This is a genomic window from Salmonella sp. 741265116_PST, assembly GCF_046567715.1.
Lineage (GTDB): Bacteria > Pseudomonadota > Gammaproteobacteria > Enterobacterales > Enterobacteriaceae > Salmonella > Salmonella enterica.
Genome location: NZ_JBKFPH010000020.1, coordinates 1 through 24,283, shown reverse-complemented (window position 1 = coordinate 24,283; position 24,283 = coordinate 1). Strand labels below are relative to the sequence as shown.

Here is a 24,283-nt window from a genome sequence, read left to right as displayed (position 1 = left end):
TACGTTTCACGCCTGTTAACCCGTTATCATAGCGTTCGTAATGAACCGTTAGCGGGTTTAACAGGAGTCTTTTATGAAATACATCGGAGCGCACGTCAGCGCTGCTGGCGGTCTGGCTAACGCCCCTGCCCGCGCGGCTGAAATTGGCGCAACGGCCTTTGCGCTTTTCACAAAAAACCAGCGTCAGTGGCGTGCCGCCCCCCTTACTCCCCAGGTCATTAATGACTTTAAAATCGCCTGTGAAAAGTATCATTTCTCGGCGGCGCAAATCCTTCCCCACGATAGTTACCTGATTAATCTGGGCCATCCGGTCAGTGAAGCGCTGGAAAAATCACGCGATGCCTTTCTCGATGAAATGCAGCGCTGTGAGCAACTCGGCTTAACCTTGCTTAATTTTCATCCCGGTAGCCATCTGATGCAGATTGCACAGGAGGATTGCCTGGCGCGGATCGCGGAATCTATCAATATTGCCCTCGCGCAGACCGAGGGCGTTACGGCGGTTATCGAAAATACAGCCGGTCAGGGCAGTAATCTGGGGTTTGAGTTTGAACAGTTAGCCGCCATCATCGACGGCGTGGAAGATAAGTCGCGCGTTGGCGTCTGTATCGATACCTGCCATGCCTTTGCCGCCGGATACGATCTGCGTACGCCAGAGGCATGCGAAAAAACGTTCGCCGAATTCGGGAAAATTGTCGGATTTCAGTATTTGCGCGGAATGCACCTTAACGACGCCAAAAGCGCCTTCGGTAGCCGCGTTGACCGCCATCACAGTCTGGGTGAAGGCAATATCGGCCATGATGCGTTTCGTTGGATTATGCAGGATGCACGTTTTGACGGTATTCCGCTGATACTGGAGACCATCAATCCTGATATCTGGGCGGAAGAGATTGCGTGGTTAAAAGCCCAGCAAATTGCCGAAGCGATGGCCTGACGCTCAATATTCTTCAGGCAATAAAAAAGGCAGAGCGCGCTCTGCCTTTTTTAGCGTGTTTCTCTTACGCCGCTTTTGCCGCGACTTCCGTCTCCGGACGTTTCAGGACGGCATAAGCCAGTCCTGCCACCAGCGTACCGGCCACAATTGCCAGCAGGTATCCCAATACCGGCGTAATTGCGCCTGGGATAAGCAGAACAAACAGACCGCCATGCGGCGCCATCAATTTTGCGCCTACCGCCATAGAAATAGCCCCGGTCAACGCGCCGCCAACGATACAGCACGGCAGTACACGCATCGGGTCGCGTGCCGCAAACGGAATAGCGCCTTCAGTGATAAAGCACAGCCCCAGCACCAACGCCGCTTTACCGCCTTCCTGCTGCGCTTTGTCGAACTTACGACGCGCCACCATCGTTGCCAGACCCAGCGCTAACGGCGGTACCATACCTGCGGCCATGATCGCCGCCATCGGCGCGTAAGTTTGCGTACTCAGCAGACCAACGCCAAACGCATATGCCGCTTTGTTCACCGGGCCGCCCATGTCGGTACACATCATCCCGCCGAGAATCGCGCCCAGCAGCACCGCGTTTGCCGTCCCCATCGTTTGCAGCCAGTGGGTGAGCCCTTCCAGAATCCCGGCAACCGGTTTACCGATCAGGTAAATCATCGCCAGCCCCACCACGAGACTGGAAATTAACGGGATGATCAGGATTGGCTTCAGCGCTTCCATACTTTGCGGAAGTTTCAGTTTGGTACTGATAAGCTTCGCCATATACCCGGCAAGGAAGCCGGCAATGATCCCGCCGATAAAACCGGAACCGGTGCTAACCGCCAGCATACCGCCAATCAGACCTGGCGTAAGGCCTGGGCGATCCGCGATGGAGAAAGCGATATAACCCGCCAGTACCGGCACCATCAGCGCAAACGCCGAACCGCCGCCAATCTGCATCAGCGCCGCCGCCAGCGTGTCCGGCACCTTAAAGGCTTCAATACCAAAGGCGAAGGAAAGCGCAATACACAGTCCCCCGGCAACCACCATAGGCAGCATGTAAGAAACGCCCGTCAACAGATGCCGGTATGCGCCAGCGCTCTCTTTCTTCCCTTCGGTCGCCGCTTGCGATGCTTTACCCGCCGGTTGATACGGCGTCGCTTCCGCTACGGCTTTATCCAGCTCCTGCGCCGTCTTTTTCAGCGCCAGGCCGGTCGACGTGCGATACATCGGGAGACCAGCAAACTTCGCCAGATCCACTTCGATATCCGCCGCCACAATCACTAAATCCGCTTCCGCCACCTCTTCCGGGGTGATGGCATTGCCGGCCCCCACGGAGCCGCGCGTTTCGACTTTTACCCACCAGCCGCGTTTTTTCGCTTCTGTTTCAATGGCTTCAGCCGCCATAAAAGTATGAGCGACGCCGGTCGGGCAGGCCGTTACCGCGACCACGCGTTTCGGACCGCCGCTCGCCGCAGGAGCAGCCGCAGCAGGGGCGCTGTAAGGGGTCGCATGGCTTTTGGCTTCACTCAGAAACAGTTCCGGATGCGCGACGGCGCGACCAATATCCCCCAGCCAAACCTTTTTGCCGTTCAGAGCATTGTCGTTCGGCAGAGATTCGCCCAGCACGATCGCCAGCTCAGCATCATTCGGATTGTCGATAATTTCCAGATTTGCTTTATGCGCCGCCGCTCCAAGCAGGGTTTTCGCCATGTAAGCGCGAGCCTGGCCGAGATTAGCGTCAATTATCAGCAGCGTTTTCATTATGCCTCTCCTGCTGTCAGTTAAACGGTTGTAAGTCGACACGCGCCATCATTGCGGCCAACTGAGGACGATCGGTAATACCCACATTGCTCTGGCTGACCGCCAGCGCGGCAACCGCCGTCGCCAGACGCAGCGTATGTTCGCTGGACTCGCGCATCAGCAGGCCGTAAATCAATCCGCCAACCATGGAATCGCCTGCGCCGACGGTACTTACCACGTCAACCGCCGGTGGTTTAGCGATCCATTCTCCTGAGGCGTTAACCCACAGCGCGCCTTCCGCCCCCAGCGAAATCACCACATGGGCGATACCCTGTTCGCGTAACGCGTGCGCCGCATCAATCACATCTTTCATTTCCGGGAGCTTACGACCCGCCCAAATTTCCAGTTCGCGGCGATTCGGTTTCACCAGCCACGGCGCAGCTTTAAGACCGGCGACTAACGCTTCACGGCTACTATCAAAGATAATGCATGGACACTGGCTGCGCAGACGCGTCATCCAGTCGGTGAACGCTTCCGGACTCACGCCAGCCGGTAAGCTACCGCTGACGCAGACCATATCGAACTGACCCAGCCAGCTCAGGGAGTCGTTAACAAAGCGTTCCCAGTCTGCGGGAGTCACGTCAAAGCCGGAAAAGTTGAAGTCGGTCACTTCGCCATCTTTTTCCGTCAGCTTCACGTTGATGCGGGTCCGGCCCTGAACCACCTGAAAGCGGTTAGCGATACCCAGTTCGCTGAACAATTGCTGAAAACCGTCCTGGTTATCTTTACCGAGAAAACCGCCGACAGTGACGTCGATGCCTAAGTCTTTCAGCACTTTGGCAACGTTAATGCCTTTGCCCGCCGCGTGCAGACCTGTGGTTTTCACCAGGTTCACTTCGCCGCGTTCGATTTCAGGGCAAAACCCAACCAGATCATAAGCCGGATTAAGGGTAATGGTGGCGACACGCCTGCTCATTATGCGCCCTCCCCGAGACCGGCGGCGATCGCATCGCCAATCGCTTTCAGCGCCTGTTCAGCATCTTCACCCTGCGCGGTAAAGCGCAGACGATGGCCTTTCTTCACGCCTAACGCCACCACTTTCATCAGACTACGTCCGTTTGCCGGTTTGCCGGTTCCATCAAGGTTTGTCACGGTAATTTCACTGTTAAATTGTTTAATCGTATTCACCAGCATGGTGCCCGGACGGGCATGGAGACCATGCTCATTACGCACTACAAATTCCGCGCTCAGTACGTCATCCGTCAGCGCATCATCACTGGTCAGCAACGCCAGCAGCGTCGCGGCGTCGGCGCTCAGCAGACGATCGGCTTTATTGTTCAGCAACAGGTCGCTGAGGCGTTTTAGCACGGCAATCGGCTGCTCGTCGTTCATCGCGACAGTGACTAATAAGGCTGCTTTTTCACCCTCTACGTCAAACGCCTGTGTCGCACGGCTTACCGCAACAGCGCTGCGCAAATTGCCTTCCGCGCTGTCGTTCAGCCAGATGCCTTGTCCCAGATTCATCGGACTGTCGTTAATCGTTTTTGCGACGAATGCCGCATCAACCGCTCCCGCCTCTTTCAGACGCGCCGCATTTAGCGCCTGCAATGTGACCAGCGAGCTGGCGATGACATCCAGCGTCATCGTCTCGTTATCAAGTTTTAATTGTTCACTTTGCTTCTCGCCCATCAGCAATGCGCGCAGCTCTTCCGCCGTTGTCGCGGATTTCAGCTGTTCAGCCACGGAGTCATCACTCAGCACATGCGTCAACTGACGCAGCAGGCCGAGGTGTTCGTCCGAACTGGCGGCAATACCAATCGCCACGTAGGCGACCTGGCCTTCTCCCCAGGTAACGCCCTGCGGGAATTGAAAAACCTGGACGCCGGTTTTCAGCACCTGATCGCGCGTGTCTGTTGTGCCATGGGGAATCGCAATACCATTGCCAAGAAAGGTCGAGGTTTGCTGTTCGCGCGCCAGCATACCGTCAACATAGCCGCCCGCCACATTCCCCGCCTGCGCTAACGCGGCGGCGATTTGCCGAATGGCCTCTTCTTTATTTCCGGCCTGCTCGCCCGGATGGATGTCCTGAACCGATAACTGGAACATGTGTCTCCTCTCCTGCTGAATTGAAACGATTCAGCCACTATGAGAAAAAAAGCGCCAATCTGGTTGGTCTAAAAAACAAGATCGCGCTGAAACGTTTCAAGAAGTCTGGATCTTTCTGCTTCAGCACGCAAGAAAAGTTACCGGTTTTGTAGCGATTTTTTGAGGTAAAGCACATTTTTTCTCCAACAGACCCTCAATAGCTGACGCATAAAAGGCTTCAATTTTTTCTTTCAGCTTGCGTCAGCACACCCTGGTAACAAACTGGAATGCTATTTTGATTTTTCGTGTCGATTTTGATTCAGACGCCTGTTTATTTTCTGACGGGCAGCGTAAACTCCGCCTCTCTTCACACCACTGATATAGAAACATGCACAACAGTCCCGCCGCCGCTGCGCCCAAATCGTTTGACCTGACGTCTACCGCCTTTTTGATCGTGGCCTTTCTCACCGGTATTGCCGGTGCGTTACAGACGCCGACGCTCAGTATTTTTCTGACGGATGAGGTTCACGCCCGCCCCGGCATGGTGGGATTCTTTTTTACCGGCAGCGCGGTTATCGGCATTATTGTGAGCCAGTTTCTGGCGGGTCGCTCAGATAAAAAAGGCGATCGCAAAAAACTGATCGTTTTCTGTTGCGTGCTGGGCATGTTGGCCTGCGTGTTGTTTGCCTGGAACCGCAACTACTTTATTTTGCTGTTCATCGGCGTCTTTCTCAGTAGCTTCGGCTCTACCGCCAACCCGCAGATGTTTGCGCTGGCCCGTGAACATGCCGATCGTACAGGTCGTGAAGCGGTGATGTTCAGCTCAATCCTCCGCGCCCAGGTCTCATTGGCTTGGGTCATTGGGCCGCCGCTGGCCTATGCGCTGGCGATGGGTTTTAGCTTTACGGTGATGTATTTGAGCGCGGCGGTAGCTTTTATCGTCTGCGGCGTCATGGTGTGGTTCTTTTTACCGTCAATGCGCAAAGATGCGCCGCTGGCAACCGGTACGCTGGAAGCACCGCGTCGTAATCGCCGCGATACGCTGTTGTTGTTTGTCATCTGTACGTTAATGTGGGGAACTAACAGCCTGTATATCATTAATATGCCGCTGTTTATCATCAATGAGCTGCATCTTCCGGAAAAACTTGCAGGCGTGATGATGGGCACCGCCGCCGGGCTGGAGATTCCCACAATGCTGATTGCAGGTTACTTCGCTAAACGGTTGGGAAAACGCCTGTTAATGTGCATCGCCGTTGTCGCCGGACTGTGCTTTTATGCGGGTATGTTGCTGGCGCACGCGCCGGCAACGTTGCTCGGCTTGCAGTTGCTGAACGCGATTTACATCGGCATTCTTGGCGGGATTGGCATGCTCTATTTTCAGGATCTGATGCCAGGCCAGGCGGGTTCAGCCACCACGCTGTATACCAATACCATTCGCGTCGGCTGGATCATTGCCGGTTCGTTGGCGGGAATCGCCGCAGAAATCTGGAATTACCATGCGGTCTTCTGGTTTGCGTTAGTCATGATTGTCGCCACCATGTTCTGCCTGGCGCGTATTAAAGATGTTTAACTTGCAAGCCTGATACTTTTACTCTTCGACACATTTCAGCGCAGAGTTTATCTCTGCGCAATGTTCATGCACGGTCATTCATTGTCTTTTTCTCAATACGATATTCTGTAAGCGCCCTCCTACATAAAAGACCGGTTATTGAGAAAATTACGCCCATCAGCCCGCAAAGGACCAGCACCAGCCGCATCTTATATTTTGGTGTAACAGCAACATCTATCACTTCAATGTTAGCATTATTTTTAACCGCCTCCGACAACAATGATAGCTTTGCATATGTTTCCGTTTGTAACATATTTTTATGCACGCTATAACGTTTAATGTCACCGTCATCGATATACCATGCTGCCATTTTATCGACACTATTTTTCAGGGTGGAAATAATATTATTGACCCTTTCTTCCCTCCCCTGCGCCTTAAAAAGAACAAGCTGTTTTTTCGCGTCAAAACTTATTTTATTTTTATAGTTCGCAGGCAAGAAACGGCTAAACTGGTTAAGGATAACCGTTGTTTTACATTGAATATCATTAGTATAGCCACATAACGCATAGGTAGCAGGCGTATCCAGATTAGGTTTGATTGTCATACTCACAACCTTTGTATCATGCTGCACGCTCACAAAAACATAGCCAATGGCGACAAAAATAAAGGTAGCGATCACGATACTTAGCCATTTTCTTATAAGGAATAAGGAAACGTCGACTAAATCAATTTCACTATTTTCTCCCCGCATTTCACATCCCTTTTAAAACGCTAATAGTCAACCCGAATACTGAAATAACAAAAAGCAACACCAGCGTAAAAATAAACGCCCTGGCTGCGAACGTATATTTCTTCATAAGATAAAACCCACACATAAGAATTCGAGTATTTTAAAGGAAAATAACAACACATTCACACTGGTTATATCGATCGGTAAATACATCAATGATAGATATAAACTATCAAATTCATGATATCGATCGTTATAAATAATTAAAATTGATCAAAATTCCTCTTTTTAATAGATAAAAACTATCATATAAATAAAATTGATCGTTTTTGTTTTATGTGACGGTTTATTCGGTACACGTTCAGGCACCAACGGGGTTGAGTGGCGACATCTACCGCTTCAGAAGCCACGAAATAAGGGAAGCATGTATTACGCTATTTAATGGTAAAAGGAGGTAATTTGAGGCGCAGCTTTTGCAGACTATTTCGGGATATAACGTAAGCCCCTGCACGTTTATCAAAAACGGCTTAGCTCATGGTAAGGTTTTCTGCTCGAGTTCCAGCAAATAAATAATGGCCTCTTCCCGGGTCGTTAAACACATGTCCCCTGTCGGTTGCAAACCAGAGCACACTTTTGGGCGTAAAGGCGAGCCAAAGATAAGGCACAAGTTATCTTCCGAAAGCTGCACGCATCTGGTATTCATCGGCTTGCCATTCGGCATTCCGGGTATCGGCGACGAAATTGAAGGCGCAATACAGCAAGCGCCACAACCGCTACGACAGTCCATGCTCAGCCCTCTATTTATAACCAAATGAAAGATAACAGAATTTGTCCAAAGAAAAATCCAGATTTAAAATGTGGACGTCATCATGATCAGTCCTGCCCTCAGACATTCCGAAGACAAGGCTGGAAACAGAAGGGACAACACAGCACACTTTCCCCCTCCGGGCGACATGCCATCGCGTATTCTCGTTGAACGCGGAGCGGAAAGCGGGCGAACAGTATCACCTTTTTTGCACCAGCAAAAGTGACAATTCCACTTGCCTGGACGGCCCGGCGCGAGTAGTTTTACGCGATATTTTAGATAATCTCTACAACAGGATCTCCTCGATGCCAAGAGCGAACGAAATCAAAAAAGGTATGGTACTGAACTACAACGGCAAATTGCTGATTGTGAAAGATATCGACATTCAGTCACCTACCGCCCGTGGCGCCGCCACACTGTATAAAATGCGTTTTTCCGATGTCCGCACCGGTCTGAAAGTGGAAGAACGTTTCAAAGGCGACGATATCGTTGATACCGTCACCCTGAGCCGTCGCGGCGTTGACTTTTCTTATGTCGATGGCAACGAATATGTGTTCATGGATAAAGAAGACTATACGCCGTATACCTTCACCAAAGATCAGATTGAAGAAGAGTTGCTGTTTATGCCTGAAGGCGGAATGCCGGATATGCAGGTTCTGACCTGGGACGGCCAACTGCTGGCGCTAGAGCTTCCGCAGACCGTGGATCTGGAAATCGTCGAAACCGCGCCGGGTATTAAAGGAGCGTCCGCCAGCGCACGTAACAAACCCGCGACATTAAGCACCGGTCTGGTGATTCAGGTTCCCGAATACCTGAGCGCAGGTGAGAAAATCCGCATTCATATCGAAGAGCGCCGTTATATGGGGCGCGCGGATTAAGTTTCGCATTTTTCGGCTGCGCCCCAGGGCGCAGTCTGGCCCTTTTCTTTATTAACTGTTCTGCACCAGGAAAGAGAAACGTTAAAAATTTAACATTTCCTGCTCTTAAGATAACAGAGGCACAACTTCGTCAACTCAGCGCTTCTCTTTTTCACGTTTATTCGCCAGGATTATTAAAGTTGTTATGTTGTATCAATATTCTGGAGCTGACGTGACCAAAACCAATCTTATTACTGGATTTCTCGGTAGCGGAAAAACCACCTCTATCCTTCATTTATTAGCCCATAAAGATCCGGCTGAAAAGTGGGCCGTCCTGGTCAATGAATTTGGCGAAGTGGGTATTGACGGCGCACTGCTTGCCGACAGCGGCGCACTGCTAAAAGAGATCCCCGGCGGCTGCATGTGCTGCGTCAACGGATTGCCTATGCAGGTGGGGCTCAACACGCTGCTACGCCAGGGCAAACCTGACCGGTTGCTGATTGAACCAACCGGACTGGGGCACCCAAAACAGATTCTGGATTTATTAACTGCGCCAGTTTATGAGCCGTGGATTGATTTACGCGCTACGCTCTGCATCCTGGACCCTCGTCTGCTACTGGACCAACAGAGCGTCGCCAATGAAAATTTCCGCGATCAGCTCGCCTCAGCCGATATTATCATCGCCAATAAAACCGATCGCGCCACGGCGCAGAGCGATGCCGCCCTGCAACAGTGGTGGCGACAGTACGGTGGCGATCGTCAACTGATTCATGCCGAACATGGACAGATAGACGGTAAGCTTCTGGATTTACCACGACAAAATCTGGCGGAACTGCCGGCCAGCGCCGCGCACTCTCACACTCATGCCAGTAAAAAAGGACTCGCCGCGCTAAATCTGCCCGCCCAGCAGCGCTGGCGACGCAGCCTCAATAGCGGACAGGGTCATCAGGCCTGCGGCTGGATTTTCGATGCCGATACCGTGTTTGACACCATTGGCCTCCTCGAATGGGCTCGTCTGGCGCCGGTGGGCCGGGTGAAAGGCGTTATGCGCATACAAGAGGGGCTGGTACGCATCAATCGCCAGGGCGATGACCTGCACATCGAAACACAGAGTGTCGCGCCGCCGGATAGCCGGGTTGAACTTATCTCAAACACAGAAACCGACTGGAATACGTTACAGACGGCCTTGTTGAAGCTTCGTTTAGCGACGCACGCGTAAGGTTGCCACCGTTTAAAAACTATGGCGAAATAACGATGAAAACCCGCTATTCCTTGATAATTCTGCTTAATGCCGCCGGTCTGGCGCTGTTTTTGTCATGGTATCTTCCCGTCAATCACGGCTTCTGGTTCACCATTGATTCCGGCATATTCCACTTCTTTAACCAGAAACTGGTGGAAAGCCACGCGTTCCTCTGGTGGGTCGCTATTACCAATAATCGGGCGTTTGACGGCTGTTCGCTGCTGGCGATGGGGGGACTGATGCTCAGTTTCTGGCTAAAAGAAAACGCATCGGGCCGGCGGCGCATTGTGATAATCGGATTGGTCATGCTGCTAACAGCGGTGGTGCTTAACCAACTCGGTCAGGCGCTGATCCCCGTCAAGCGCGCCAGCCCAACGCTCTCTTTTGAGCATATTTATCGCGTCAGCGAGTTGCTGCACATCCCGACAAAAGACGCGTCAAAAGACAGTTTCCCAGGCGATCACGGTATGATGCTGCTGATATTTTCCGCCTTTATGCTGCGTTATTTCGGCAAAACGGCGGGGATTATCGCCCTTATTATATTTGTGGTTTTCGCGTTTCCGCGCGTTATGATTGGCGCTCACTGGTTCACCGATATTGTGGTCGGGTCGCTCACGGTTATTTTGATTGGCCTCCCCTGGTGGCTGATGACCCCGCTCAGCGACCGGGCGATAGCGCTTTTTGAGAATTATCTTCCGGGCGGAAACAAACAAATTCCAAACAAATAACCCATGTAATTAACATTACCTTCAGCGATAGTTTTACATCGTTGAAGGTAATTTATGATGATATTCCCCCAACCCATCATTTTTCGGTCATATTATTCCTCTGCAAAATGAACAGCTTGCCCGATTTTTAAACGATTTGCGCTTAATTTGACCCGTGCTGATAGTTCACTTTTCGTATCATAAATTCTTATAAAAAATCACGCGAAATCGCTCGCAATGACAACAACAATCGGGTAATCTCAAACTCGTTTTGCCTCGCCAGATAATTATTCTCATTGCGAATAAATTTGTGCGTTCCGCCACAGATTTGTGCTCAAAGAATTGTCTCAAGCTGTGCAGGTGATTAGTCTCATCACGTTTGGCATTTTTATAACGATATTTATCGTTAAGGACTTCAAGGGAAAACAAACAACATGGTCAAATCTCAACCGATTTTGAGATATATCTTGCGCGGGATTCCTGCGATTGCAGTTGCGGTTCTGCTTTCTGCTTGTAGCACAACCACCAATACCGCAAAGAATATGCATTCTGAGACGCATGCTGTGGGCAATAGCGATAGCTCTTCACTGCAAGCCTCTCAGGATGAATTTGAAAATATGGTGCGTAACCTCGACGTTAAGTCGCGGATTATGGATCAGTATGCTGACTGGAAAGGCGTGCGTTACCGCCTGGGCGGCAGCACTAAGAAAGGCGTCGACTGTTCCAGCTTTGTACAGCGCACTTTCCGTGAACAGTTTGGTTTAGAGCTTCCGCGTTCAACCTATGAACAGCAGGAAATGGGCAAAGCGGTTTCACGCAATAACCTGCGTACGGGCGATCTGGTTCTGTTCCGCGCCGGTTCCACTGGTCGTCATGTCGGTATTTATATCGGCAATAACCAGTTTGTCCATGCGTCTACCAGTAGTGGCGTCATTATCTCCAGTATGAACGAACCGTACTGGAAAAAACGCTACAATGAAGCGCGTCGAGTTCTGAGCCGCAGTTAATCTTCATCAGGCAGCACCTCCCTTGGCTTACTTGATGAGACGACATAAAAAGCACTGCTTCGGCAGTGCTTTTGCTTATTATCCCTTCTGAACCCGTTTTGCCAAATAGCGTATCCGGCCTGACAGAATAGCCGTCAGGCGGCAATGTGCCGAATGGCGACGTGTCGCCTCTTATCCAGCCTACAACACACGAACGTAGACCTGATAAACATAGCGCTATCAGACATTCAGGTCGTTTCCCCCAACGGTTACTGCGACAATACGCTTTCCTGTGCATCACAGAAAAGCATGACTATCCGGGGTATTCCAGGCTATAGTCTTATAAATCAACCAGTTTAACCGGCATCCGCCTTTTCAGGTCACACCAGGAATTATGCTTACACGCGACTCCTCTTCCGGTCGGAAAATCCTGCTTACCTGTATCATTACGGGGATGGCGGCAGCATTACTTATTGGTAGCCTGCAATTTTTCCTGTCATGGCATAAACGGGATGTTAAATACAATACGCTCCTTTCTGATGTACAACATTACCTGGTCAGCTATTTCGCCGACCTGAAAGCCACCACCGATATTCTTCAGCCGTTGACGATCAACACCTGTCAGCAGGTTGGCGCAGAACTCACCTCAAGAGCCGCTTTTAGCCTTAATGTCCGCGCCTTCTTATTAATTAAAGATAAAAAAGTGTTCTGCTCTTCCGCCACTGGCGCCATGAATATGCCGCTTCAGCAACTGGTACCGGATATAGATATCCGCAAAGACGTTGCTATGGCGATTCTGCCCGGCACGCCAATGATGCCCAACAAACCGACAATGGTGATTTGGTATCGGAACCCATTATTAAATGACAGCGGCGTATTCACATCGCTGAATATTAACCTGACGCCCTACTTACTCTATACCACGCGCCAGGACGATTTTAACGGCATCGCGCTGATTGTCGGCAATACCGCGCTGTCGACCTTTTCTTCGCGTCTGCTGACCGTCGCGGAGCTGCCGGGCACGCCATCACGACAGGCAACTATCAACAGCCTGCCGCTTAAAATACAGCTTTATGCCGATAGCTGGACCTACAATGACTTGTGGTATGCGTTGATGCTGGGCTGCATTAGCGGCATCGTAGCGGGGTTTATCTGTTACTTTATCTATGCCCTCCGGACGCGACCGGGCAAAGAGATTTTAATGGCGATCAAACACGAGCAGTTTTATGTGGTTTATCAGCCCGTCGTCGATACTCGTACGCTGAGCGTCACCGGGCTTGAAGTCTTACTGCGCTGGCGTCACCCTACGGCAGGCGAGATTCCGCCGGATGCCTTTATCCACTATGCCGAAGCGCAGCAACTTATCGTACCGTTAACGCAGCATCTGTTCGAGCTGATCGCCCGCGACGCGCCCACGCTACAGAAGGTGATGCCCGTCGGTGCCAAATTTGGCATTAACATCGCGCCGGAACATCTGCACAGCGACAGTTTTAAAGAGGATATGCACCGGCTCAGGGACGCCCTGCCCGCGCACCATTTTCATATCGTGCTGGAAATCACTGAACGCGATATGCTTCAGCAGTATGAAGCGGCCAAACTGTTCGAATGGCTGCATTCCGCCGGGTTTGAAATCGCTATAGATGATTTCGGTACAGGCCATAGCGCCCTGATTTATCTGGAGCGATTTACTTTAGATTATCTGAAAATCGATCGCGGCTTTATCCAGGCGATCGGCACGGAAACCGTCACGTCGCCGGTTCTGGATACCGTGCTGACGCTCTCCAGACGCCTGAATATGCTGACGGTGGCCGAGGGCGTTGAAACGCCGGAGCAGGCCCGTTGGCTACGCGATCACGGTGTTAATTACTTGCAGGGGTACTGGATTAGCCGTCCTTTACCCCTTAAAGATTTCGTGCTGTGGATGTCGGCGCCTTCTGTGCCTGAATGGTAGTCCCCTTACGGTTTTAACGGATTCACATCAGACGCAACGTCACTTATTATTCAGCGAAACGCCTGCCGGTTTGCAGCGGGCAATACGATAAGGAAACCGCCTTCAGATGATTGCGCGCGTAATGCTTCTGCTTGTCGCACTGGTTAGCGCTGGCGCCCAGGCCCAGGAAATCAAAGAAAGCTACGCTTTCGCCGTACTCGGCGAACCTAAGTATGCTTTTAACTTTGATCACTTTGATTATGTGAATCCTGCTGCGCCGAAAGGCGGTCAGATGACGCTTTCCGCCATTGGTACGTTCGATAATTTCAATCGCTATTCACTGCGCGGCAATCCCGGCGTACGTACCGAAGCCCTTTACGATACGCTCTTTACCACCTCGGATGATGAACCCGGAAGCTATTACCCGCTGATTGCCGACCATGCCCGCTATGCCGCCGATTATTCCTGGGTGGAAATCTCGATTAATCCCCGCGCTCGTTTTCACGATGGCACGCCCATTACCGCCCGCGATGTGGCCTTTACCTTTCATAAGTTTATGACCGAAGGCGTACCGCAATTCCGTCTGGTCTATAAAGGTACTACCGTGAAGGCGATTGCGCCTTTAACCGTGCGAATTGAACTGGCGAAGCCTGGTAAAGAAGACATGCTTAGCCTGTTTTCACTACCGATCATGCCCGAAAAATTCTGGAAAAATCACAAACTCAGCGATCCGCTTTCAACGCCGCCCTTAGCCAGCGGGCCATACCGGATTACTCAGTGGAAAATGGGCCAGTACATTGTCTATTCACGCGTCAAAAACTACTGGGCGGCTAATCTGCCGGTCAATCGTGGACGTTTTAACCTCGACACTATCCGCTACGATTACTACCTTGATGACAATGTCGCTTTCGAGGCGTTTAAAGCGGGCGCATTTGATCTACGGCTGGAAAACGACGCTAAAAACTGGGCAACGCGCTACATCGGTAAAAATTTCGATAATCATTACATCATTAAAGAAGAGCAGAAAAACGAGTCGGCGCAGGACACACGCTGGCTGGCCTTTAACATTCAGCGCCCGGTATTTAAAGACCGGCGGGTACGTGAAGCCGTCACCCTGGCCTTCGATTTTGAGTGGATGAATAAAGCGCTGTTCTATAATGCCTGGAGCCGAACCAACAGTTACTTCCAGAATACCGAGTACGCCGCCAGAAATTACCCTGACGCCAATGAGCTGGTATTACTCGCGCCGATGAAAAAAGATCTTCCTCCTGAAGTCTTCACTCAGATCTATCAGCCGCCGGTCTCTAACGGCGACGGCTACGATCGCGAAAATCTTCTTAAAGCTGACGCCTTGTTGACGCAGGCCGGATGGGTGATCAACGGACAGCAACGGGTCAATAGCGTCACCGGTAAGCCTCTGACGTTTGAACTTCTCCTTCCTGCCAGCAGTAATAGCCAGTGGGTCCTGCCCTTCCAGCATAATCTTCAGCGTCTGGGCATTACGATGACTATCCGTCAGGTTGATAATTCTCAACTCACCAACCGGATGCGCAGCCGCGACTATGACATGATGCCGAGGCTATGGCGGGCGATGCCCTGGCCCAGCTCCGATCTACAAATCTCATGGGCGTCGGAATACATTGACTCCAGTTATAACGCTCCCGGCGTACAAAGCCCGGTGGTGGATAAACTGATCGCGCAAATTATCGCAGCGCAGGGTGATAAAGCGAAACTGGTGCCGCTGGGACGGGCGCTGGATCGCGTGCTGACCTGGAACTATTACATGCTGCCGATGTGGTATATGGCGCAAGACAGGCTCGCCTGGTGGGATAAATTCTCCCATCCGGCGATTCGCCCGGTATATACCATCGGGTTAGATACCTGGTGGTATGATGTCAACAAAGCCGCCAAACTACCGGCAGCCAGGAGGTAGTAAGAATCAATGGGCGCCTATCTTATCCGCCGTCTGTTACTGGTGATCCCCACGCTATGGGCCATTATTACCATTAACTTTTTTATCGTGCAGATCGCTCCCGGCGGCCCTGTCGATCAGGCTATTGCCGCGATTGAATTTGGCCAGGGCGGCGCGTTGCCCGGCGCCAGCGGCGAAGGCGTTCGCGCCAGTCATGCGCAAACCGGCGTCGGCAATATCAGCGACAGCCATTATCGCGGCGGCCGGGGACTCGATCCGGAGGTGATCGCGGAGATCACCCATCGCTACGGCTTCGACAAACCGCTGCATGAGCGTTATTTCAAGATGCTACGGGACTATCTCTCTTTTGACTTCGGCGACAGTCTGTTTCGCAGCGCATCCGTACTAACGCTGATCAAAGATAGCCTTCCCGTCTCCATTACCCTGGGATTATGGAGCACGCTGATTATTTATCTGGTGTCTATCCCGCTGGGGATTCGCAAAGCCGTCCATAACGGCAGTCGCTTTGATGTGTGGAGCAGTGCGTTTATCATTATTGGTTATGCGATCCCCGCCTTTCTGTTCGCTATTTTATTAATCGTCTTTTTTGCCGGCGGCAGCTACTACGATATCTTTCCGCTACGTGGCCTGGTCTCCGCCAACTTTGACACGTTACCGTGGTACCAGAAAATCACCGATTATTTGTGGCATATTACGCTACCGGTGTTGGCGACCGTCATCGGCGGTTTTGCCGCCCTGACAATGCTGACGAAAAATTCGTTTCTCGACGAGGTGCGTAAACAGTATGTCGTTACCGCTCGCGCTAAAGGCGTGAGTGAAAAAAACATTCTCTGGAAACATGTTTTTCGTAACGCCATGCTGCTGGTGATCGCCGGGTTTCCCGCCACTTTTATCAGTATGTTTTTCACCGGCTCGCTGCTAATTGAAGTCATGTTCTCGCTCAACGGCCTGGGGCTGCTGGGTTATGAAGCAACTGTTTCGCGCGACTATCCGGTGATGTTCGGCACGCTTTATATCTTTACCCTGATTGGCTTATTACTGAATATCCTGAGCGATATCAGCTATACGCTGGTCGATCCACGCATTGATTTTGAGGGACGATAATGCCGCGATTAAGCCCGGTCAATCAGGCCCGCTGGGCGCGTTTCCGCCATAATCGCCGGGGCTACTGGTCACTATGGATTTTCCTGGTCGTGTTCAGCCTGAGCTTATGCGCGGAACTGATTGCTAACGATAAGCCATTGCTGGTGCGCTATGAAGGCCAGTGGTATTTTCCGCTGGTAAAAAATTACAGCGAGCGCGATTTCGGCGGCCCGCTGGCGACAACGGCAGATTATCAGGACCCCTGGCTACAACGGCAGCTTGAGAATCGGGGCTGGGTGTTGTGGGCCCCCGTACGCTTTGGTGCCAATACCATTAATTTTGCCACCACGCAGCCTTTCCCCTCCCCGCCTTCGGCGAAAAACTGGCTGGGCACCGATGCGAATGGCGGCGACGTTTTCGCCCGCATCCTGTACGGCACCCGCATTTCTATTTTATTCGGCCTGATGTTAACAATTTGCTCCAGCGTCATGGGTGTACTGGCGGGCGCGCTACAGGGCTATTATGGCGGCAAAGTCGATTTATGGGGACAACGTCTCATCGAAGTCTGGTCAGGGATGCCGACCCTGTTTCTGATTATTTTACTTTCCAGCGTAGTGCAGCCTAACTTCTGGTGGCTACTGGCCATAACCGTACTGTTTGGCTGGATGAGTCTGGTGGGCGTGGTGCGCGCCGAGTTTTTACGGACCCGCAATTTTGACTATATCCGCGCCGCGCAGGCGCTTGGCGTCAGCGATCGTGACATTATCCTGCGCCATATGTTGCCTAATGCGATGGTCGCTACCCTGACATTTTTACCGTTCATTTTATGTAGCTCCATCACCACCCTGACGTCGCTGGATTTTCTGGGATTTGGTCTGCCGCTTGGCTCCCCTTCTCTCGGCGAACTTCTTTTACAGGGGAAAAACAACTTACAGGCTCCCTGGCTGGGGATCGCCGCCTTTCTGTCTGTCGCCATTCTGCTATCGCTGCTGATTTTTATCGGCGAAGCGGTACGCGACGCCTTTGATCCTGCTAAGGCGGTATAAGATGACATCTCCATTGCTTGCGATTGAAAATTTATCGGTAGGTTTCCGTCAGCAACAGCACGTGCGCCCTGTCGTTAACGCCATTTCGTTACAGGTGAACGCCGGGGAAACGCTGGCGCTGGTCGGCGAGTCAGGGTCAGGAAAAAGCGTGACGGCGCTTTCCATTCTGCGTCTTTTGCCTACCCCTCCCGCCGTCTACCTCTCCGGCGATATTCGCTTTCACGGCGAATCATTGCTTCATGCCAGCGAGCAGACGCTACGCGGCGTACGCGGCAATAAAATCGCCATGATTTTTCAGGAACCGATGGTTTCACTTAACCCGCTGCATACGCTGGAAAAACAGCTCTATGAAGTGCTGTCGCTCCATCGGGGAATGCGTCGGGAGGCGGCAAGGGCGGAGATGATCGGTTGTCTGGATCGGGTCGGTATCCGCCAGGCGAGCCAGCGTCTGCGCGATTATCCTCATCAGCTTTCCGGCGGCGAACGCCAGCGCGTCATGATAGCCATGGCGCTGTTAACACGGCCGGAATTACTGATCGCCGATGAGCCGACCACCGCCCTCGACGTCTCCGTACAGGCGCAGATTTTATCTCTACTGCGGGAACTCCAGCGCGAGCTCAATATGGGATTGCTGTTTATCACCCATAACCTCAGCATTGTAAAAAAACTGGCGGATTCAGTGGCGGTAATGCAACACGGCAAGTGCGTAGAGAACCAACGCGCCGACACGCTGCTCTCCGCGCCGACCCATCCGTACACGCAAAAACTACTCAACAGCGAACCCACAGGCGATCCGGTTCCGCTCCCCGCCGGGCAGACGCCGTTGCTGGAAGTGGACAGGCTGCGCGTCGCCTTCCCGATCCGCAAAGGTATTCTGAAGCGCGTCGTGGATCATAATGTGGTGGTTAACAATATCAGTTTCACCCTGCATCCAGGCGAAACGCTGGGTCTGGTCGGCGAGTCAGGATCGGGAAAAAGCACCACCGGTCTGGCGCTGTTACGGCTTATCCGCTCCGAAGGCCGCATCGTATTTGACGGTCAATCGCTGGATACGTTAAACCGCCGCCAGCTTTTACCTGTTCGCCACCGTATCCAGGTCGTATTCCAGGACCCGAACTCATCGCTAAACCCGCGTTTAAACGTCTTGCAAATTATCGAAGAAGGCCTGCGCGTCCACCAGCCTACGCTTTCAGGCGCGCAGCGCGAACAGCAGGTGAAAGCGGTCATGATGGAAGTCGGCCTGGACCCGGAAACGCGGCATCGTTACCCCGCTGAGTTTTCCGGCGGCCAGCGTCAACGTATCGCCGTCGCCAGGGCGCTGATTTTAAAGCCGTCGCTTATTATTCTGGATGAACCGACCTCATCGCTGGATAAAACCGTTCAGGCTCAGATTCTTGCCCTCCTGAAATCGCTACAGCAAAAGCACCGTCTGGCCTATATCTTCATTAGCCACGATCTGCATGTAGTACGCGCGCTGTGCCATCAGGTTATCGTGCTGCGGCAGGGGGAGGTGGTTGAACAGGGGCAATGCGAGCGCGTGTTTACCGCACCGCAACAGGCCTATACGCGTCAGCTACTCGCGTTAAGCTGACGCCTAAAAAGGATTATTGTTAGAAAAAGGTTCCGCTATCGCCACGCCGAAATTTTTCAGCCGACAGGTGGCGGCAAACTCATCCTGACGATTAACGAACAGGCACGGTTCCCCTTCGCATTCCAGCACGGAGCAAGGAACTTCAATATCGCTTAGCGCCTGGCTGAGCTTATGCATCACTGACCACGCGCTATCGCCTGCCGGACTCAACAGTTTAAGCGCCACCAGACTATTCTCGGTGCTCTGCCCGTTTTGCGGAATCGGTTCAACCTTTGACCCCGCAAAACCCGCCGACCAGCGATAGTTTTGCGGCAGACGGTGAACAATTGAGAGCTGTAATGTATTCACTTTCTTTCCCCGGAAGCACAATTACTTCACAATTTACTTACATTTATATTAACACATCATTGACAACCCGTCCTTAAACAGATTGCTAACGCCCTTCTCTCCGTCAGTGGCTCTACAGCAAGCGGGAGTTAAAATAGTTTTACCGACGCGGAGATAGCGGCGGGCTATATGTACCCGTTTCTGCGATCTAACTCAACCTTTTTAACTACAATGATGTGACTTTTTACATAAATGGATTTTACATAAAATAAACATAAAGGAGGAAAATGATGAATTGGTAATTGATATACATCAACTATGAAAGTCGTTTGGCTTTGCCATCGTGTAGCGGATAGCGTCCCCCAACGCCGCCTGCGCATTCTTCGGCACCATTGAGGGACAGCGCGCCCGTCACCGTTTTTTGGGACGGCTGGCGTAGAGATAAAACAGAATGGAACAGGCGGCGCAAAGCGCAATCGACCAAATCATCGGCCACGCACTGGTAAAGGTAGCCAGCGACAGCAACGCGCCGACGATAGCGCCAATACCAAAGCGGAAAGTGCCCGCCAACGAAGACGCCGTTCCGGCCATATGCGGAAACTCATCCAAAATGACCGCCATCGCATTGGACGAAACCATCGACACACAGCCGACAAACGCCGCAACGCCGACCACCAGCGCCCAGAATCCAATGCCCATCAGCGCGCTGAAAACCATCCACACCGCCATCGCAAACTGAATCCATAGCCCGGCCCGAAACATGTTTAGCGCCCCTACCCGTCTGACAAAACGGCTGTTGATAATCGTCATCACAAACAGAAATACGATGTTCAACGCGAAGTAGTAGCCGAAATCCTGCGGCGGAACATGATTAATTTCGATATAGACAAACGGCCCCGCGCTCAAAAAAGAGAACATACCGGCAAAACTAAACCCGCTCGCCAGCATATAGCTCAGTACGCGTTTGTGGCGAAACAACGCGGCAAAGTTACCTATTGTGGTACGAATATGAAAAGGCTGACGCCGCTCAACAGGCAGCGTCTCTTTAATCAAAGCAAAGATCATGACTGACGCCAGAATCGCCGCAATGGCCAGTATCCAGAAGATATAGTGCCAGCTTAACCATACCAACACCCAGCCGCCGACAATGGGCGCCATTAACGGCGCTATCGTAGTGACCAGCATGACAAATGACATCATGCGCGAAAACTCTTCCTTTGGATAAATATCCCGCATCAGCGCATTGATGACGACGCTTGCCGCCGCGGCCGCTAAACCGTGGAAAAAACGCATCACGATCAGTTGATCGATAGTCTGCGCCAACGCACAGGCGACCGCCGCAGCGGCAAATACCAGCGTCCCGCCCAGGATGACCGGCTTACGCCCGAGGCTATCCGCCATCGGTCCATAGATAAGCTGCCCCAGCGCAAACCCCAGAATATAGGTGCTGAGCGTCATCTGCGCGCTACCGGCAGGCACGCCGAATTGCGCAGAAATCACCGGCAGCGCTGGAAGATACATATCAATCGACAGCGGCATTAACATGGCCAACAGGCCAAGGATAAAGACAATGGCAAAGGAAGAGTGCTGCCGGGTGGTCACATCGAACTCCTGAATTTAACGAGATAGTTAGCCGACGCTGGCGATTTCTTCTTCAGTCAACGGGCGGTACTCGCCGGGAGCCAGATTCTCATCCAGCGTAATGGCGCCAATCCGTTCGCGGTGCAGTTCCACAACGCGATTGCCTACTGCGGCAAACATCCGCTTCACCTGATGATAACGGCCTTCGCTGATGGTCAAACGGACCTGCACAGGCGTTATCACCTCCAGCGTAGCGGGTTTAGTGAGATCTTTTTCATTATGCAACTGCACGCCTTTCGCAAATTGCGCTGCCGTATCGTCGGCCACCGGCGACTCCAGGGTCACCAGATAGGTTTTTTCACAGTGATGGCGCGGCGACGTAATGCGGTGCGACCACTGACCGTCATCTGTCATTAACACCAGACCGGTAGTATCGATATCCAGACGTCCTGCGGCATGCAGCTTATACGCCACCGGCTCATCCAGGAAATACAGTACCGTTGGATGATCGGGATCATCGGTTGAACAAACGTATCCCTGCGGCTTGTTAAGCATAAAATAGCGTGGCCCGTGTTGCTGCGCTAAGGGATTGCCGTCATACGCAACCGCATGTTCCGGGAGCAGTTTGAAGGCCGCATTTTTAATGATGTCGCCATCGACGGTAACGCGGTTACCACGAATTTCACGCCCGGCAATAGCGCGGCTGACGCCAAGCTGCTGAGCGATAAATTTATCAAGTCGCATGTGTGTGATTTAGCCTGTAATAATACGGAAATCGGGCATTCTACCCGAAAAAAGGGAATTGCTATCCGCTCAGTATAGCGGGCTAACTATATCCCTCAAGGGAAATGATTCATGGCATACTATTCCCGGAACCGTTTAACGTAGTGAGACCATGATTTTTACACTCCGCCCCTACCAGCAAGAAGCCGTAGACGCCACGCTCAGCCACTTTCGCCGCCACCGTACGCCCGCCGTGATTGTTCTGCCGACCGGCGCAGGTAAAAGCCTGGTGATCGCCGAACTGGCGCGCGTCGCCCGCGGACGGGTACTGGTGCTGGCGCATGTGAAAGAGCTGGTCGCGCAGAACCACGCCAAATATTGCGCGCTGGGGCTGGAAGCGGATATTTTCGCCGCCGGACTCAAACGTAAAGAGAGTCAGGGCAAAGTCGTGTTCGGCAGCGTACAGTCGGTGGCGCGTAATCTTGACGCCTTCCAGGAGGAGTTTTCGCTGTTGATTGTCGATGAATGCCACCGCATCGGTGACGATGAAGATAGTCAGTATCAGCAAATCCTCACTCACCTGAGTAAAGTTAATCCTCACTTACGTCTGCTTGGGCTCACCGCCACGCCCTTCCGCCTCGGAAAAGGCTGGATTTATCAATTTCATTATCACGGTATGGTGCGCGGCAACGACAACGCTCTGTTTCGCGACTGTATTTATGAACTGCCGCTGCGCTATATGATTAAACACGGCTATCTGACGCCGCCTGAGCGGCTTGATATGCCAGTGGTCCAATACGATTTCAGCCGCCTGCAGGCCCAAAGCAATGGGCTGTTCAGCGAAGCCGATCTGAACCGCGAGCTGAAAAAGCAGCAGCGGATTACGCCGCACATCATCAGCCAGATTATGGAATTTGCGCAAACGCGCAAAGGCGTGATGATTTTCGCCGCCACGGTCGAACATGCGAAAGAGATTGTCGGTCTGCTTCCGGCGGACGACGCGGCGCTGATTACCGGCGATACGCCAGGGCCCGAGCGCGACGCGCTGATTGATAATTTCAAGGCGCAGCGTTTTCGCTATCTGGTTAACGTCTCGGTGCTGACCACCGGCTTTGACGCCCCACACGTTGATCTCATCGCGATTCTACGTCCCACGGAGTCAGTTAGTCTTTACCAACAAATTGTCGGGCGTGGTCTGCGCCTTGCGCCGGGAAAGACCGATTGCCTGATTCTTGATTACGCAGGCAACCCGCACGACCTGTATGCCCCGGAGGTCGGTAGCCCGAAGGGAAAAAGCGATAACGTCCCTGTCCAGGTATTTTGCCCGGCCTGCGGCTTTGCCAACACCTTCTGGGGGAAAACCACTGCCGACGGCACGCTGATTGAACACTTTGGCCGTCGCTGCCAGGGCTGGTTTGAGGATGACGACGGCCATCGCGAGCAGTGCGATTTTCGCTTTCGCTTCAAAAACTGCCCGCAGTGTAATGCCGAAAACGATATTGCCGCCCGACGCTGCCGGGAATGTGACGCCATTCTGGTCGACCCGGACGATATGTTAAAAGCGGCGCTCAGGCTCAAGGATGCGTTAGTCCTGCGCTGTAGCGGAATGACGATGCAGCATGGGCAGGATGAGAAAGGCGAATGGCTGAAAATCACTTACTATGACGAGGACGGCGCGGATGTCAGTGAGCGCTTCCGCTTGCACACGCCCGCCCAGCGTACCGCTTTTGAACAGCTATTTATTCGCCCGCATACCCGCACGCCCGGCGTTCCTTTACGCTGGATCACGGCGGCGGATATTGTCGCGCAGCAGGCGCTGTTGCGGCATCCCGATTTTGTGATCGCGCGGATGAAAGGCCAGTACTGGCAGGTCCGTGAAAAGGTCTTCGATTATGAAGGACGCTTTCGTCGGGCACATGAATTACGCGGTTAATCGTACTTTTGATTGATGTACCAGCCGTTTGAGTATAGAATCTCGCCCGCTTTTGCATACGCAAAGCAGATCACTTACCTGTTGCTGGGTCGCCTGTAGCAGGAATTATTAAAGAGAGATTTAAATGTTTACTATCAACGCTGAAGTACGTAAAGAGCAGGGTAAGGGTGCGAGCCGCCGCCTGCGTGCCGCTAACAAGTTCCCGGCAATCATCTACGGTGGTGTAGAAGCCCCGATTGCTATCGAACTGGATCACGATGCAGTTATGAACATGCAAGCTAAAGCTGAATTCTACAGCGAAGTTCTGACCCTCGTTGTTGACGGTAAAGAAGTTAAAGTTAAAGCTCAGGCTGTACAGCGTCACGCTTACAAACCGAAGCTGACTCACATCGACTTCGTTCGCGCGTAATCGCCTGGAAGTTGAAGAAAAACCCCGCCCCGGCGCTGAGGAATCCCCAGTAATGGGCGGGTAAAAAAGGACGGGCATAGAGTTTTGTGATCTACTGGTTGTGCT

The 24,283-nt window shown here is 52.3% G+C and carries 22 protein-coding genes; 13 read left to right on the top strand and 9 right to left on the bottom strand.

The features are described 5' to 3' along the window. Window positions 1-73: 73 nt before the first annotated feature. Entirely contained in the window at window positions 74-931 is an 858-nt protein-coding gene (gene nfo, locus ACLD11_RS14840; protein ID WP_411015061.1) for a deoxyribonuclease IV, read from the top strand. 64 nt (window positions 932-995) lie between these two features. On the opposite strand, the gene fruA is transcribed toward nfo, so the two are convergent. From fruA to fruB, 3 genes are read right to left on the bottom strand one after another with little or no spacing between them, the layout of a single operon-like run. Continuing rightward, a complete protein-coding gene (gene fruA, locus ACLD11_RS14835; RefSeq protein WP_000854408.1) occupies window positions 996-2,684 on the bottom strand; it encodes a PTS fructose transporter subunit IIBC in 1,689 nt (562 codons plus the stop codon). Between the two features lie 16 nt (window positions 2,685-2,700). Next, window positions 2,701-3,639 carry a 1-phosphofructokinase gene (gene fruK, locus ACLD11_RS14830; RefSeq protein WP_000091249.1) on the bottom strand — a complete coding sequence of 313 codons (939 nt, stop codon included), beginning with the start codon at window positions 3,637-3,639 and terminating at the stop codon, window positions 2,701-2,703. After that, complete coding sequence (gene fruB / locus ACLD11_RS14825) at window positions 3,639-4,769, bottom strand: fused PTS fructose transporter subunit IIA/HPr protein (RefSeq protein ID WP_411015060.1); 1,131 nt, start codon at window positions 4,767-4,769, stop codon at window positions 3,639-3,641. The genes fruK and fruB overlap by 1 nt, the downstream gene beginning before the upstream one ends. Before the next feature lie 367 nt (window positions 4,770-5,136). Between fruB and setB the strand changes: the two genes are divergently transcribed. Further along, window positions 5,137-6,318 (top strand): sugar efflux transporter SetB, encoded by a 1,182-nt coding sequence (setB, locus tag ACLD11_RS14820; protein WP_000551934.1) that lies wholly within the window; start codon window positions 5,137-5,139, stop codon window positions 6,316-6,318. A 64-nt stretch (window positions 6,319-6,382) separates the two neighbouring features. On the opposite strand, the gene ACLD11_RS14815 is transcribed toward setB, so the two are convergent. The 3 genes from ACLD11_RS14815 to ACLD11_RS14805 all read right to left on the bottom strand — a co-directional run bounded on the left by ACLD11_RS14815 (window position 6,383) and on the right by ACLD11_RS14805 (window position 7,814). Then, window positions 6,383-7,048: a GNVR domain-containing protein gene (locus ACLD11_RS14815; protein WP_080232490.1), complete on the bottom strand. Its 666-nt coding sequence runs from the start codon at window positions 7,046-7,048 to the stop codon at window positions 6,383-6,385. 1 nt (window position 7,049) lies between these two features. Further along, entirely contained in the window at window positions 7,050-7,172 is a 123-nt protein-coding gene (locus ACLD11_RS14810; protein WP_001519564.1) for a membrane protein, read from the bottom strand. 387 nt (window positions 7,173-7,559) lie between these two features. Next, window positions 7,560-7,814: a YkgJ family cysteine cluster protein gene (locus tag ACLD11_RS14805; protein ID WP_001523448.1), complete on the bottom strand. Its 255-nt coding sequence runs from the start codon at window positions 7,812-7,814 to the stop codon at window positions 7,560-7,562. Window positions 7,815-8,137: 323 nt separating this feature from the next. On the opposite strand from ACLD11_RS14805, the gene yeiP reads away from it, so the two are divergent. The 9 genes from yeiP (at window position 8,138) to yejF (ending at window position 19,205) form a co-directional block, all read left to right on the top strand. Beyond that, window positions 8,138-8,710, top strand: a complete 573-nt coding sequence (gene yeiP / locus ACLD11_RS14800; RefSeq protein WP_001136822.1) for an elongation factor P-like protein YeiP — start codon at window positions 8,138-8,140, stop codon at window positions 8,708-8,710. 211 nt (window positions 8,711-8,921) lie between these two features. Continuing rightward, window positions 8,922-9,908 (top strand): CobW family GTP-binding protein, encoded by a 987-nt coding sequence (locus ACLD11_RS14795; protein ID WP_000169350.1) that lies wholly within the window; start codon window positions 8,922-8,924, stop codon window positions 9,906-9,908. Window positions 9,909-9,937: 29 nt separating this feature from the next. Then, window positions 9,938-10,657 carry a phosphatase PAP2 family protein gene (locus ACLD11_RS14790; RefSeq protein ID WP_411011770.1) on the top strand — a complete coding sequence of 240 codons (720 nt, stop codon included), beginning with the start codon at window positions 9,938-9,940 and terminating at the stop codon, window positions 10,655-10,657. A gap of 413 nt (window positions 10,658-11,070) precedes the next feature. Further along, entirely contained in the window at window positions 11,071-11,643 is a 573-nt protein-coding gene (gene mepS / locus ACLD11_RS14785; RefSeq protein ID WP_000241015.1) for a bifunctional murein DD-endopeptidase/murein LD-carboxypeptidase, read from the top strand. A 373-nt stretch (window positions 11,644-12,016) separates the two neighbouring features. Continuing rightward, complete coding sequence (locus tag ACLD11_RS14780) at window positions 12,017-13,573, top strand: cyclic di-GMP phosphodiesterase (RefSeq protein ID WP_411015059.1); 1,557 nt, start codon at window positions 12,017-12,019, stop codon at window positions 13,571-13,573. 106 nt (window positions 13,574-13,679) lie between these two features. Further along, window positions 13,680-15,485, top strand: a complete 1,806-nt coding sequence (locus tag ACLD11_RS14775) for an extracellular solute-binding protein (RefSeq protein WP_411015058.1) — start codon at window positions 13,680-13,682, stop codon at window positions 15,483-15,485. Window positions 15,486-15,494: 9 nt separating this feature from the next. Then, on the top strand, window positions 15,495-16,589 hold the full coding sequence (locus ACLD11_RS14770; protein ID WP_000501623.1) for a microcin C ABC transporter permease YejB: 1,095 nt from the start codon (window positions 15,495-15,497) through the stop codon (window positions 16,587-16,589). After that, on the top strand, window positions 16,589-17,614 hold the full coding sequence (locus ACLD11_RS14765; RefSeq protein WP_001137761.1) for an ABC transporter permease: 1,026 nt from the start codon (window positions 16,589-16,591) through the stop codon (window positions 17,612-17,614). Before ACLD11_RS14770 ends, ACLD11_RS14765 begins: the two co-directional genes overlap by 1 nt. Window position 17,615: 1 nt before the next feature. After that, window positions 17,616-19,205 carry a microcin C ABC transporter ATP-binding protein YejF gene (gene yejF / locus ACLD11_RS14760; RefSeq protein ID WP_000203619.1) on the top strand — a complete coding sequence of 530 codons (1,590 nt, stop codon included), beginning with the start codon at window positions 17,616-17,618 and terminating at the stop codon, window positions 19,203-19,205. A 3-nt stretch (window positions 19,206-19,208) separates the two neighbouring features. Here the strand turns inward: yejF and ACLD11_RS14755 are convergent, their stop codons facing one another. From ACLD11_RS14755 to rsuA, 3 genes are all read right to left on the bottom strand, one after another. Continuing rightward, complete coding sequence (locus ACLD11_RS14755) at window positions 19,209-19,553, bottom strand: YejG family protein (protein WP_001094639.1); 345 nt, start codon at window positions 19,551-19,553, stop codon at window positions 19,209-19,211. A 390-nt stretch (window positions 19,554-19,943) separates the two neighbouring features. Beyond that, window positions 19,944-21,134, bottom strand: coding sequence for a Bcr/CflA family multidrug efflux MFS transporter (locus tag ACLD11_RS14750; RefSeq protein ID WP_000213349.1), 1,191 nt, complete (start codon window positions 21,132-21,134; stop codon window positions 19,944-19,946). Between the two features lie 27 nt (window positions 21,135-21,161). Then, a complete protein-coding gene (rsuA, locus tag ACLD11_RS14745; RefSeq protein ID WP_001234836.1) occupies window positions 21,162-21,857 on the bottom strand; it encodes a 16S rRNA pseudouridine(516) synthase RsuA in 696 nt (231 codons plus the stop codon). A 151-nt stretch (window positions 21,858-22,008) separates the two neighbouring features. Here rsuA and ACLD11_RS14740 point away from each other — a divergent pair, with 151 nt between their 5' ends. Together ACLD11_RS14740 and rplY are read left to right on the top strand one after the other, a co-directional pair. Further along, on the top strand, window positions 22,009-23,769 hold the full coding sequence (locus tag ACLD11_RS14740; protein WP_411015057.1) for a DEAD/DEAH box helicase: 1,761 nt from the start codon (window positions 22,009-22,011) through the stop codon (window positions 23,767-23,769). A gap of 124 nt (window positions 23,770-23,893) precedes the next feature. Beyond that, window positions 23,894-24,178 carry a 50S ribosomal protein L25 gene (gene rplY / locus ACLD11_RS14735; protein WP_411015056.1) on the top strand — a complete coding sequence of 95 codons (285 nt, stop codon included), beginning with the start codon at window positions 23,894-23,896 and terminating at the stop codon, window positions 24,176-24,178. Window positions 24,179-24,283 lie beyond the last annotated feature (105 nt).

Bases quoted from the DNA above. Each gene is read 5' to 3' on its own strand.
- ACLD11_RS14740 (WP_411015057.1), top strand. From the start codon at position 22,009: ATGATTTTTACACTCCGCCCCTACCAGCAAGAAGCCGTAGACGCCACG.
- ACLD11_RS14770 (WP_000501623.1), top strand. From the start codon at position 15,495: ATGGGCGCCTATCTTATCCGCCGTCTGTTACTGGTGATCCCCACGCTA.
- ACLD11_RS14815 (WP_080232490.1), bottom strand. From the start codon at position 7,048: ATGCGGGGAGAAAATAGTGAAATTGATTTAGTCGACGTTTCCTTATTC.
- yeiP (WP_001136822.1), top strand. From the start codon at position 8,138: ATGCCAAGAGCGAACGAAATCAAAAAAGGTATGGTACTGAACTACAAC.
- mepS (WP_000241015.1), top strand. From the start codon at position 11,071: ATGGTCAAATCTCAACCGATTTTGAGATATATCTTGCGCGGGATTCCT.
- fruB (WP_411015060.1), bottom strand. From the start codon at position 4,769: ATGTTCCAGTTATCGGTTCAGGACATCCATCCGGGCGAGCAGGCCGGA.
- nfo (WP_411015061.1), top strand. From the start codon at position 74: ATGAAATACATCGGAGCGCACGTCAGCGCTGCTGGCGGTCTGGCTAAC.
- ACLD11_RS14780 (WP_411015059.1), top strand. From the start codon at position 12,017: ATGCTTACACGCGACTCCTCTTCCGGTCGGAAAATCCTGCTTACCTGT.
- yejF (WP_000203619.1), top strand. From the start codon at position 17,616: ATGACATCTCCATTGCTTGCGATTGAAAATTTATCGGTAGGTTTCCGT.
- ACLD11_RS14810 (WP_001519564.1), bottom strand. From the start codon at position 7,172: ATGTGTGGGTTTTATCTTATGAAGAAATATACGTTCGCAGCCAGGGCG.
- ACLD11_RS14805 (WP_001523448.1), bottom strand. From the start codon at position 7,814: ATGGACTGTCGTAGCGGTTGTGGCGCTTGCTGTATTGCGCCTTCAATT.
- ACLD11_RS14775 (WP_411015058.1), top strand. From the start codon at position 13,680: ATGATTGCGCGCGTAATGCTTCTGCTTGTCGCACTGGTTAGCGCTGGC.
- setB (WP_000551934.1), top strand. From the start codon at position 5,137: ATGCACAACAGTCCCGCCGCCGCTGCGCCCAAATCGTTTGACCTGACG.
- ACLD11_RS14765 (WP_001137761.1), top strand. From the start codon at position 16,589: ATGCCGCGATTAAGCCCGGTCAATCAGGCCCGCTGGGCGCGTTTCCGC.
- fruA (WP_000854408.1), bottom strand. From the start codon at position 2,684: ATGAAAACGCTGCTGATAATTGACGCTAATCTCGGCCAGGCTCGCGCT.
- rplY (WP_411015056.1), top strand. From the start codon at position 23,894: ATGTTTACTATCAACGCTGAAGTACGTAAAGAGCAGGGTAAGGGTGCG.
- fruK (WP_000091249.1), bottom strand. From the start codon at position 3,639: ATGAGCAGGCGTGTCGCCACCATTACCCTTAATCCGGCTTATGATCTG.
- rsuA (WP_001234836.1), bottom strand. From the start codon at position 21,857: ATGCGACTTGATAAATTTATCGCTCAGCAGCTTGGCGTCAGCCGCGCT.